This is a genomic window from Oscillibacter ruminantium GH1, assembly GCF_000307265.1.
In the GTDB taxonomy this organism is placed as follows: domain Bacteria; phylum Bacillota; class Clostridia; order Oscillospirales; family Oscillospiraceae; genus Oscillibacter; species Oscillibacter ruminantium.
This window is the reverse complement of the sequence record NZ_DF158900.1, coordinates 1-10,607: the sequence shown is the minus strand read 5'-3', so window position 1 is coordinate 10,607 and position 10,607 is coordinate 1. Positions and strand designations below refer to the sequence as shown.

Here is a 10,607-nt window from a genome sequence, read left to right as displayed (position 1 = left end):
ATGAATATGTCGGCCGCATTTTACACCCGGCGGCGGCAGTGTTTTACAGTTGCGGCGGAGAAATTTGACACCTGCGGCGGCGGGATTTGACAGGGTTGCCGCCGCAGGCGTCAGGCGACGTCAGTCGTTCTCGGAAATGCCTTTCCGTTTCCGCATGGAATCTTCGCCGCCGATGACGATGCGGTAGGAGTCGTGAACGATGCGGTCGCAGATGGCGTCGGCAAGGGTCGCCTCTCCGATCTTCTGGTGCCATCCGCCTACGTCGAATTGTGAGCAGAATATAGTCGAGGCTTTTTTGTAGCGAGCCTCCGTCAGCTCAAGCAAATCTCTGGCCTCACTGTCCTTGAGTGGGTAGAGCAACCATTCATCCAGAATCAAAAGTCTGGCCTGCCGGTATCCCTTCATGACCTTGCGGTAGTTGCCCTCAGCCCTCGCTATGGACAGCTCGGCGAGCAGATCCGGCAGCCGTACATAGCGGACGGGGTAGAAGTTACGCCTGGCGGTCACGCCCAAGGCGTTGGCGATGTAGGTTTTACCGCTGCCGGTGGCTCCGAGGATGATGACATTGTGGTTCTCGTCGATGTAATTGCAGGAGCCGAGCCGGGTGATGAAAGCTTTATCCAGCTTTCTGTCGGCGTGGTACTCAATGTCTTCGAGACAGGCTCCAGGCTCTGAGAAACCGGCTTTTTTGAGCAGGCGTGTGAGCCGGTTGTTTCGCCGTGAAGTCCACTCCGCATCCACGAGCAAGCCGAAACGCTCCTCAAAGGAGAGTTCGCTGAAACCGTCCGTTTCACTCTGATGCCGAAAAGCCGTGGCCATTGCGCTCAGCTTCATTTCGTGCAGCTTGGTGGTCGTAGTATTCTGGTCATTCTCAACGCTAACCAGATGATTGTAGACTGGTTGACGAAGCATATCTCCATCATGGATAAAAAAATCGGAGAGTTTGCAAAAACCATTCGAAAATAAAATTTTTAAAGTCCTGCGGCACCTGTATGTTAATTGGTGCCGCAGAACTTTCATTGGAGCCGACAGCCTTCCGGGAGCTGCTCAAAAAAATACCACCGCAGCTGCTAGCCACGGCAGAGGATAATCAGGCATCGCTCTGGTGATGCTAACCCATGGTATTCACTTTACCGGTAAAAAACGCACTGACTTCTCACAGTTCTTTGCGCCCAATTCGAGCATATTTTTTATCCAAGCTTGTCTACTTTAACAAAGAAATTTCCTCAGTAGATTCCTCCGTACATTGAATTGATAAAAACAGTTGAATTTTGCGAAATGCTGGTATAGTGTATTTAATAAGACAGATGAATTAGTACACATCGTCACAACAATAACCATTTATAAGAAAAAGGTATTGCGTGAATGGAGGAATGTTTTGAAACAATTACGGACGTTATGTGTGATGGGCACATTTGGAAATCAGTTTAATGAAGAAATATACCGCATTGAAGAAAAAATGAAAATACAAGGTATCACGATTGATGCATATGAACCCCATATATCGTTTGGCATCTATACAAAACTGAATGACGCGGATTTACTCAAGTGGATTTCCACGGTTGCACTGCAGCACAAAAGAATTCAGATTTACTTTAACCATTTTGGCTTTTTCCCGGATTCCCGCCTGTGTTTTATAGCCCCCTGTTCCAACTATAACCTTCTAGAACTCCATTCAGATATACATAGGGAATATGATACCTGTTGCACCGATAAAGGGTGTTTATATTCGCTTCAGCAAAAAAACTGGACCCCCCATATGACAATCGCTTCAGTTGATCCCGGGCAGGAACAGAGTTTGCTTTCAATTCTTTGGGAAGGTTTTTCACCACTCACAGGAGAACTTACGCGGTTAAAAGTAACTTCGTCTGATGAGAGCCAAGCTATTGGATCATTTGACTTACAAGCGTTGTGAGTACGAGAAGCTAAAATTTTGATCTTTCTCATGTGCTTATATTTCAATTACTACAGGCTTTTAGCACGCCGTACTCTGACTCCGTCTGTGCCTAGTAAAAAACAAGAAAGCCTGCAAAATATTTGGGGTTACACTACTTTTCCATCACCTCACCAACAGTGATCGCACCGTACGGAAGCTGGTCACGCGGATGCTGCGCTATTTCCAGTCTGAGGGCATGGTAAGCCTGACCCGCGGCAGTATTGAGCTGACGGACAAATCAGGGCTGAAGGCGCTATTTGAATAAGAGAAGACCGCCACACAATGCCGGGCGGCGATCTGCTCTTATTCAGCCAGGATCATGTCGATGCCCTGGCGAAGCGTGTCCTCGTCCATGCTTCCGGCGGAATAGGCCTGCACGTTCCCCTCGGTATCGATGAAATACGTCACCGGGATGGAACGCACGGAATAGGCCGTTGCGCCCTCCAAAAGCGTGTCAAAATAAACTGGAAAGGTGAAGCCCTGCTCTTTGATAAACTGCGTCGCACCCTCCACGGTCTCCCGTCCTCCGTGGGTGAGGTTGACCATTATAAAATCGACCTTGTCCCCTAACTCCGCCGCCACGGTGTCAAAGACGGGCATCTCGTTTTTGCAGGGGCTGCACCAGCTCGCCCAAAAATTGAGCACGATGGGCGTGCCAATGTGATTGGAGAGCGCCACGCTGTTGCCCTCCGCGTCCAGCATGGTGAAATCCGGGGCGGCAACGCTTTCATCCTCCGGTTGCACCGTGCGCTGCGCCTCCGCTGACGCGGAGGCTTCGCTTTTCGACAGAGAGCTGTACAGCGCCGACGCTCCCAGCAGCACTACGACGAGAGCTGCGGCAATGATGATTGTCGTTTTTTGGTTTGTCATACGCCCTCCTTCTTTACGATACAAGACCCAACAGCCGCCCAAGCAGTCCCGTCATCATAAGTATACCGAGGGCTACCAGCAGCCCACCGGAGAAATGTGAGACCGTTCCGCTGTGCTTTTTCAGCCAATTGAACACATTCTTAAGCCGCTCCATCAGCACCGCGCCGAGAAAGAACGGTATTCCAAGCCCCAAGGAGTAGAGCAGCAGCATGGCGGCCCCCCGCAGGACACTGCCGGACTGAGAGGCGAGCACCAGCGCACTGCCGAGGAATGCGCCTACGCAGGGCGTCCAGCCCACGGAGAACACCACGCCCATCAGCAGCGAGGTAAAAAAGCCGCCGGCGTGCCAGCCGCCCTTTGTACCTTTGAATATTGGAATATTGAGTATGCCGAGGTAGATAAGTCCCAGCACGGTGATTACAACGCCGCCCACCACATTCACAGTCGTCGAGTATTTTAGGAAAAAACCGCCAATGGTGCCGGCAAAGGCTCCCATTAATACAAACAGGATCGTAAAGCCCAGCACAAAGCCGAACGCTCGCAGCAGCACCGTACGGCGAGAGTTTTCCCCCTCGCCCGCGCCCATGAAGTATCCCACATAGATTGGCAGCAGGGGCAGCAGGCAGGGAGAGACAAAGGTGATAATTCCTTCGAGAAATACTAAGACATACTGCATTGCTTACAGCATGGAGAGAATCTGCGCCTTGGGCCTTGCGCCGACCGCTTGATTTGCGATCTTTCCACCCCGGATAACCACAAGTGTGGGGATACTCATGACGCCGAATTGCGCCGCCAGCTCCTGCTGTTCATCCACATTGACTTTGCCGACCTTAACATTCGCATTCTCCTCGGCTATCTCATCCACCACCGGCGAGACCATGCGGCAGGGGCCGCACCAGCTGGCCCAGAAATCCAGCAGCACAGGGCAGTCACTTTCCGTGACTTCTTTCTGGTAGTTTTCCTTCGTAATGGTTAGTACAGACATTTTTATTCCTCCAATATATTTCGATTATTCCAGTGTGAGCGCCCTCATGGGGCAAAACTTCACACACTTGCCGCAACGAATGCATTTCTCCTGATCCACCGTGGGAGCTTCAAAACGCACCTGTAACAGAGCGCCCGTCGGGCAGACCTTGACCGATGGACAGGGATGGTTTTGCGGGCATCGCCTTTTATTCACCACCAATGTCTTTTCAGCGTTGCTTTCAGCCGCTGCCTTACGCCCAAATCCAAAAACCATTTTACTCACGCCTCCTTTGTTTTGCTGTCTGCAGTATATCGCTCTTTTTGTCTTCATTCCGTGACGATATCACGTTCTTTTGACATTTGGCCTGTGCTTTTTTAGCGGCGAATGCTTTACGTTGAATTTATGTCAAAATATCTTACCCCATTGTGTGCCCGCCATATGCCGCAGGCCAGCTTGAGCGGCGAGTTTCCGTCAGGAAAGCAGCCCACCACGCGGGTGCGCCTACGGATCTCCCGGTTGAGCCGTTTAATTGCATTTTTGGTACGGATCAAAGACGCAGGTGAAATCATTTCACATTCTTTTGGAAGTGCAATGAGGAGTATCTTGATAGGAATTTATGAATTAAATATTGAGGAAGTTTTGGTAATTGGACACACTGATTGTGGTGCTAGGTGTACGGATAGCAAAAACCTGATTGAGAAGATGAAGGTACGCGGGATAACTCAAAAAAATTCTTGACTTAATTAAGAGAAGTCGCATAAAAAAGGAGGTAATTCATGAACCATTTTGATATCGTAATCGTGGGAAGCGGAGCCGGCCTCATGGTTATGGAGGCGGCTTTGAGCAAAGGACTCCGCTGTGCAATTGTTGAAAAAGCAAAATTTGGCGGTACTTGTCTGACAAAGGGTTGCATCCCGTCCAAAATGCTTGTTTATCCGGCTGATTTTATCCGTGAAGCGGAGGAATCGGCGCGGGTCGGTATTCGGACTACCCGCCCGGAAATTGATTGGAACGTTATTTCAAAAAGAATGTGGGAACAGATCGATTTTAATAAGTCAATTGAAACCAGTCTGCAGCACGTTCCAAATCTCACGATGTATAAAGGAACCGGTGCTTTTACCGGGCCTGATAGCATGTCCATTTCGTGCGAAGGAAAGGCAGACGAAACAATCTATGGGGACAAATTCATCATTGCGGCAGGAGCTAGAACGAATATCCCTCCGGCGGAGGGGCTGGAAAGTGCCGGGTATGTGACGTCCGAAACTTTTTTTGGAGATAAATTCCCTAAAAAGCTATGGAAGAGCCTTGCGATTATTGGCGGGGGAGCAATTAGTGCGGAATTCGCACATATTTTTTCAGCGTTTGGGACAAAAGTGACCATCATTGCGCGCTCGGAGATTTTGAATAAAGAGGAAGAGCAAGTCGCCCAATTTGTCGGCAGGCAGTTTACCCAAAACGGGATTGAACTGCTGACAAACAGCACAATTCTATCTGCCTCCGCCGACGAGGGCGGAAAACAGATTACCATCGAAAGCGGCATAACCAAGAGACGCACAGTTGTGGAATGCGAGGAAATTTTTGTCGCTTCCGGCGTGCAGTCTAATGCCGATGCATTATTGCTTGAAAGGGCAGGCGTAGCCGTTGATAAGCATGGCTGGATTGTAACAAACTCCTATCTGGAGACATCCAATGAACATGTATGGGCTTTGGGAGATATCAACGGGAAGTATCAGTTTAGGCACAAGGCAAACTACGAGGCGCAGATCTTAATTCACAATCTCTTTTCGGGCGGGGATAAAAAAGAAGCATATTACGATACAGTTCCATGGGCAATCTTTACGCATCCACAGGTTGCCCACGTGGGCATGACGGAAAAAGAGGCAAAAAGCAAAGGCATTCTGTACAGAACCGCAATCAACCATTACTCGGAGGTTGTGGGTGGCAGGGCCATGGGCTACCGCGATGGAGATGACGACAACGGCTTTGTAAAGATCATAATCAGCGAGGATAAAAAAATACTTGGTGTTCATATTGTCGGACCGCAGGCCGCTATTCTGCTGCAGCCATTTGTATATCTGATGAACGTGGGGTACCAGTGCAAGAAGACAAAGCAGGCCATGAACACGAAAGAACTGGATGCGCTTCGAATTCTGTGCCCCAATATTGACACCTACGAGCCCATCAATGATTCCATGGTGATCCACCCTTCTCTGAACGAGCTTACAGCGTGGGTGTTTGAAAAGTTAAGTACAGCAGAATAAGCTTTGCGCGTGAGACACCATATTCTGCTAAACCGGTGAGCTTTGCATTATGATACCCACATAAAATTCGTATAATGTTTAAACCAGCCAAAACTAAGGAGAAAAAATGAACAAGCTTATTACATTAAAGATTGAAATGTCTTATGGGCCAGTAATGGACTATATATATCCAGCGGTTCTCTGTGATAATGATAACTGTGTTCTGGTTGATTGCGGATATGTTGGTTCCCTTCCAAAAATTGAGAAAGCACTCCAGTGTAACGGACTGCCTCCCAAGGCAATCACCCACATTATTCTCACACATCAAGACCATGACCATGTAGGAGCTGCGGCGGCGTTTAAACAAAAATATCCTAATGTGCTTATATTTGCTTCGGCCGAAGAAGCACCGTATATCTCCGGTTCCCAAAAATCACTTCGGCTTGAACAGGCGGAGCGGCTGCAAAAAGAACTGCCAGCAGAGCAGCAGGAATTTGGAAAGACTTTCTGTAGGCTCCTCCGTTCTGTTGAACCAGTCCCAATTGATCGTATGCTTTCGGAGAATGAGGTGCTGCCTTTTTGCGGAGGATGTCAGGTGATTGCCACCCCAGGTCATACCCCCGGGCATATATCGCTCTATCTTGAGGCTTTTGATACCATTCTTTCCGGTGATTCTATGGCTTTAGAACAAGGCCGGCCCGTACTGGCCAATCCGCAATTTACTTTAGACATCGAGAAAGCAAATGTTTCTATGCAACGCATACTTCTCCATCCTGCTCGAAGAATTATTTGTTACCATGGTGGCTTGTTTGAAAAAGAAAATGTTTAAGAAGTTAAACTTCGCAGTATGTTTAAAATCTGATTATTTATGAAACGTACATATTTTTCAAAGAGGAACAGGGGGGAACTATTATGGATTACAAAATACTACGACTAACCATAAGTATGCAATTAGGGAATATTGAAGGTGTTATATACCCCACGCTTCTTTGGGATAAGGCGAATATAATTCTTGTTGATTGTGGTTTTATCGGCTCTCTTCATATCCTTGAAAAGAAACTACATCAGCATGGATTGTCGGTGAACCAGTTAACGGGGCTTGTACTTACTCATCATGACCATGACCATATGGGTGCAGCTGCCGCACTAAAGAGACAAAATCCAAACCTTAAAATATACAGTTCTTCTATAGAAGCTCCGTTCATCTCCGCACAAGAAAAACCGTTGAGGCTATGTCAGGCAGAAGAAATGCAAAAAATACTTCCGCCAGAACAACAAGATTTTGGGAAAGCGTTCTGCAATATGCTACGTCAGGTTGAGCCGGTTGGAGTAGACTATTTGCTGCATGATGGAGATCACTTGGATTGGTGCGGCGGTTGTCGTGTTATTGCAACGCCAGGGCATACACCTGGACACATTTCGCTTCTTATGGAAAATGATTCAATTATCATAACTGGTGACGCTATCGCTTTGGAGGGCAACCGTCCTATTATTGCCAATCCTCAATTTACGTTGGATATTGAACAGGCAACTAAATCTATGGACAAATTATTGTCCATGAAAGCAGACTCCTACTACTGCTATCACGGGGGTGTTTACATTCTGAAAAACTGAGAATCTTATAATGAGCACTCTGGGCAACAGAAATTGAGCTTCGCAGTTTGTTTATACTGCTGAGGGAGAACGCCAAGAATGCAAAATAAATATACAGGAGATGTAGGAGACTTTGGAAAAATAGGTATATTGCGCAGTCTCTCCTCTAGCAAGCTCAAAGTCGGAGTCAAATATAAGCGCGGTAAATTTGGAATTTAGAGGAGACTCAATATGTTAGAGCTATTTCTTGTGCTTTTACTCGTCTGCCTTGTTTGCGGGAGTCTACCACTACTGGCATCTGCATATATGAGTGGTAAGCTGAACATTCCCATATGGCTTGTGAATGTGCTTACTTTTGCTGGCATTGTAATTGTCGGAATTTTACGTTTTCCATTGAAATTATCCTACGGTAATCCAGTGACAATTTTGGGAGCGCTTGTTATCTATGTTTTTATTGGGCAGCTTTTGAGAAAAGAATACACAAGGCAAAAGTGGTTTTTTTGCATGCTGTTTGTGTTTCTGGCAAACTGCTTTGGAATTTTGATTAAGGCAACACCGCACAATGGCGGAAGTTTCCAAAGTATGTTAAAATTGGCATATGAATAAACAACTATCCTTATCGGCGCTGACCGATGAACTGGCTCAGGCCAAAACAAGAAAGAAAGAATTTCTGGAGCAGATGGATGCGATCATTCCGTGGAACGAGTGGATTGGGATCATTCAGCCGTACTACTACAAAGGAGAGGCCGGCAACAAACCCTTTCCCCTTGAAACCATGCTGCGGATTCATATGCTTCAAAATCTATACGATCTGTCGGACATGGGCGCCAAATACGAAGTAATCGACAGCCGCGCCTTTTCGGACTTTTGCGGTGTAGAATCAAGCAACCAGGTGCCGGACGGCGATACGATTGGCCGGTTTCGCGCCTTGCTTGTAGAGAATGGCCTTCAGGAGCGGATATTTGGGCAGGTGCTGGCGCTACTGCAAGCACGTGGGCTGATTCTCAAGAAAGGCACGATTGTGGATTCCACCATCATAGCTGCGCCGCCCTCGACAAAGAACCGCGAAAAGAAACGCGACCCGGATGCCTGCCAGACAAAGAAGGGCAACACTTGGCATTTTGGCTACAAGGCTCATATCGGTGTGGATCAAGACACAGGGCTGGTGCATCATCTGGAGGTAACGGCAGCCAATGTGCACGAGGTAACGGTAACGCCAAAACTGCTCACCAGTGAGGAAAAGAATGTCTATGGCGATTCCGGGTATCTCGGTGCCGGGAACCGTGAGGATGCAGTTACTCATAACAACGAAGGCAAGAAAATCCGATACAGAATCAATCACAGGCCATCGCAGAGCAAAAACAATTCCGTGCGTTCACAGGGGCAAATCAAGCGGCGAGAAAGAGAAAAATCTTCAGTTCGCGCGAAGGTGGAGCATGTTTTCGGTGTTGTAAAGGGGCTTTTCGGTTATCGCAAGACGCGATATAAAGGTCGACGAAAACAGACCGCAAAACTTCATATGATGTTCGCACTGGCGAACCTGTATCTGGCTGACAAGCGCTGCTTGACCGCCTGATTCAGTGTGCCTGTGCATTCAAAATACCAAAGCATCCCTGCGCTGTTCGTAATTGCTGGTGTGCAACACAGTTTTTTCCTCTCGTTATACGGTGTTGCCTTAAGTACTTCATTATTCAATTTGGCATGGAGCTTAACGAATACGAGTTGGATTTGACAGAAATTATTATATTCTTCATTGCTACTCAGGCTGTTGTCTTTACGACATATTTTTTTGCGCATGATAAAGAAGTGAAAAAGGGGTACCAGAAGAAGAACGGGAAGAAACAAGCAAAATGAATTGCGATCAGTGTAACAACATCCAGTTTATCTGGCAGAAATAAGCTGCGCAGTATGTTTACACTGCGAGAAGAAGGTAAGTTTATTTGTTTTTAGGAAATTTTTACTTACATGAATGAAAGAATAGAGAAAGTAATTAGCAATTTACAAAAAAACAATATGGTAGGCCTCTACGTTGAAAGCAGGCAGGAATTGCTTCCCCTGCTTTCTACACTGCTTGTAGAGGCTGTCCCAAACTTTGTGTAAACCTCCATCATGGTGTAGAATGGAAGCACCACGATGGAGGTTTACATTATGTCAAGGAAGAATCGTACCCCGGAGGAAAATGAGCGGAGGGCAAAGATCCGCGAGTTGCTGCAGATGGGTAACATCAGCAGCATGGATGACATCCAGAACCTGTTCAAGGAGACCATTGCCGAGTTCATGGAGAACGGCCTGGACGCGGAGCTGGACGATGAGCTTGGCTACAGCAAGTACGACTACCGGAACAAGGACACGGATAACAGCCGGAATGGGCACAGCAACAAGACGCTGCGTACCAGCTTCGGGGATGTGGACGTTTCCATTCCACGGGACCGCAAGGGTGAATTTGAGCCGCAGATTCTGAAAAAGAATCAGACCAGCGTCAGCCAGGATATTGAGGAAAAGGTCTTGTCCATGTACGCCAAGGGCATGACCACCGGGGACATTGAGATGCACATTCAGGACATCTACGGCGTGGAGGTCTCTGACACGACCATCAGCCGCATCACCGACAAGATCCTTCCGGTCGCAAAGGAATGGCAGCAACGGCCCTTGGAGGCCGTGTATGCGGTGGTATTTCTGGACGCCATCCACTACCATGTCCGCAGCGAAGGACAGATCGTAAAAAAGGCGGTCTATATTGCCATCGGCGTGGATCTGGAGGGAAGGAAGGACGTTCTCGGCATGTGGGTTGGTGAAAACGAGAGTGCCAAATTCTGGGCAACCGTACTGAACGGCCTGAAAAACCGGGGCGTGGAGGACATTTTCATCGCCTGTACTGACAACCTAACCGGCTTTTCGTCAGCCATTGAGGCGGTATACCCCAAAACGGAAATTCAGAACTGCATCATTCACCAGCTCCGCAATTCCAGCAAGTATGTTTCCTACAAGGATTTAAAAGCCC

The 10,607-nt window shown here is 47.8% G+C and carries 13 protein-coding genes and 1 pseudogene; 8 read left to right on the top strand and 6 right to left on the bottom strand.

Annotation, left to right across the window (positions count from 1 at the left end):
• Positions 1-120 precede the first annotated feature (120 nt).
• Entirely contained in the window at positions 121-912 is a 792-nt protein-coding gene (istB, locus tag ON16_RS12270) for an IS21-like element helper ATPase IstB (RefSeq protein ID WP_051131773.1), read from the bottom strand.
• Positions 913-1,378: 466 nt separating this feature from the next.
• Between istB and ON16_RS12265 the strand changes: the two genes are divergently transcribed.
• Positions 1,379-1,915 carry a 2'-5' RNA ligase family protein gene (locus ON16_RS12265; RefSeq protein WP_144032124.1) on the top strand — a complete coding sequence of 179 codons (537 nt, stop codon included), beginning with the start codon at positions 1,379-1,381 and terminating at the stop codon, positions 1,913-1,915.
• Positions 1,916-2,239: 324 nt separating this feature from the next.
• On the opposite strand, the gene ON16_RS12260 is transcribed toward ON16_RS12265, so the two are convergent.
• From ON16_RS12260 to ON16_RS16170, 5 genes and pseudogenes are all read right to left on the bottom strand, one after another.
• On the bottom strand, positions 2,240-2,806 hold the full coding sequence (locus ON16_RS12260) for a TlpA disulfide reductase family protein (RefSeq protein WP_040663113.1): 567 nt from the start codon (positions 2,804-2,806) through the stop codon (positions 2,240-2,242).
• Positions 2,807-2,819: 13 nt separating this feature from the next.
• Positions 2,820-3,482 carry a cytochrome c biogenesis CcdA family protein gene (locus tag ON16_RS12255; protein WP_040663110.1) on the bottom strand — a complete coding sequence of 221 codons (663 nt, stop codon included), beginning with the start codon at positions 3,480-3,482 and terminating at the stop codon, positions 2,820-2,822.
• A 3-nt stretch (positions 3,483-3,485) separates the two neighbouring features.
• Entirely contained in the window at positions 3,486-3,791 is a 306-nt protein-coding gene (gene trxA / locus ON16_RS12250; RefSeq protein WP_040663107.1) for a thioredoxin, read from the bottom strand.
• A 24-nt stretch (positions 3,792-3,815) separates the two neighbouring features.
• Entirely contained in the window at positions 3,816-4,046 is a 231-nt protein-coding gene (locus ON16_RS12245) for an ATP-binding protein (protein WP_051131743.1), read from the bottom strand.
• Positions 4,047-4,190: 144 nt separating this feature from the next.
• A pseudogene (locus tag ON16_RS16170) lies at positions 4,191-4,321 on the bottom strand (transposase); the annotation flags it as partial.
• A 43-nt stretch (positions 4,322-4,364) separates the two neighbouring features.
• Between ON16_RS16170 and ON16_RS16165 the strand changes: the two are divergent.
• The 7 genes from ON16_RS16165 to ON16_RS12215 form a co-directional block, all read left to right on the top strand.
• On the top strand, positions 4,365-4,511 hold the full coding sequence (locus tag ON16_RS16165) for a carbonic anhydrase (RefSeq protein WP_243441831.1): 147 nt from the start codon (positions 4,365-4,367) through the stop codon (positions 4,509-4,511).
• A 38-nt stretch (positions 4,512-4,549) separates the two neighbouring features.
• Entirely contained in the window at positions 4,550-6,034 is a 1,485-nt protein-coding gene (locus ON16_RS12240) for a dihydrolipoyl dehydrogenase family protein (protein ID WP_040663105.1), read from the top strand.
• Between the two features lie 106 nt (positions 6,035-6,140).
• On the top strand, positions 6,141-6,842 hold the full coding sequence (locus ON16_RS12235; RefSeq protein WP_040663102.1) for an MBL fold metallo-hydrolase: 702 nt from the start codon (positions 6,141-6,143) through the stop codon (positions 6,840-6,842).
• A gap of 83 nt (positions 6,843-6,925) precedes the next feature.
• Positions 6,926-7,627 (top strand): MBL fold metallo-hydrolase, encoded by a 702-nt coding sequence (locus ON16_RS12230; protein ID WP_040663100.1) that lies wholly within the window; start codon positions 6,926-6,928, stop codon positions 7,625-7,627.
• A gap of 210 nt (positions 7,628-7,837) precedes the next feature.
• A complete protein-coding gene (locus ON16_RS12225) occupies positions 7,838-8,212 on the top strand; it encodes a hypothetical protein (protein WP_040663098.1) in 375 nt (124 codons plus the stop codon).
• The gene (locus ON16_RS12220) at positions 8,205-9,182 is read left to right on the top strand and encodes an IS5 family transposase (RefSeq protein ID WP_040663095.1); all 978 of its coding nucleotides are present in this window, start codon (positions 8,205-8,207) and stop codon (positions 9,180-9,182) included. Before ON16_RS12225 ends, ON16_RS12220 begins: the two co-directional genes overlap by 8 nt.
• 572 nt (positions 9,183-9,754) lie before the next feature.
• Positions 9,755-10,607 (top strand): IS256 family transposase (locus tag ON16_RS12215; RefSeq protein WP_040663719.1); only part of this gene is annotated, 853 nt, incomplete at its 3' end.

Bases quoted from the DNA above. Each gene is read 5' to 3' on its own strand.
- istB (WP_051131773.1), bottom strand. From the start codon at position 912: ATGCTTCGTCAACCAGTCTACAATCATCTGGTTAGCGTTGAGAATGAC.
- ON16_RS12260 (WP_040663113.1), bottom strand. From the start codon at position 2,806: ATGACAAACCAAAAAACGACAATCATCATTGCCGCAGCTCTCGTCGTA.
- ON16_RS12255 (WP_040663110.1), bottom strand. From the start codon at position 3,482: ATGCAGTATGTCTTAGTATTTCTCGAAGGAATTATCACCTTTGTCTCT.
- trxA (WP_040663107.1), bottom strand. From the start codon at position 3,791: ATGTCTGTACTAACCATTACGAAGGAAAACTACCAGAAAGAAGTCACG.
- ON16_RS12245 (WP_051131743.1), bottom strand. From the start codon at position 4,046: ATGGTTTTTGGATTTGGGCGTAAGGCAGCGGCTGAAAGCAACGCTGAA.
- ON16_RS16165 (WP_243441831.1), top strand. From the start codon at position 4,365: ATGAGGAGTATCTTGATAGGAATTTATGAATTAAATATTGAGGAAGTT.
- ON16_RS12240 (WP_040663105.1), top strand. From the start codon at position 4,550: ATGAACCATTTTGATATCGTAATCGTGGGAAGCGGAGCCGGCCTCATG.
- ON16_RS12235 (WP_040663102.1), top strand. From the start codon at position 6,141: ATGAACAAGCTTATTACATTAAAGATTGAAATGTCTTATGGGCCAGTA.
- ON16_RS12230 (WP_040663100.1), top strand. From the start codon at position 6,926: ATGGATTACAAAATACTACGACTAACCATAAGTATGCAATTAGGGAAT.
- ON16_RS12225 (WP_040663098.1), top strand. From the start codon at position 7,838: ATGTTAGAGCTATTTCTTGTGCTTTTACTCGTCTGCCTTGTTTGCGGG.
- ON16_RS12220 (WP_040663095.1), top strand. From the start codon at position 8,205: ATGAATAAACAACTATCCTTATCGGCGCTGACCGATGAACTGGCTCAG.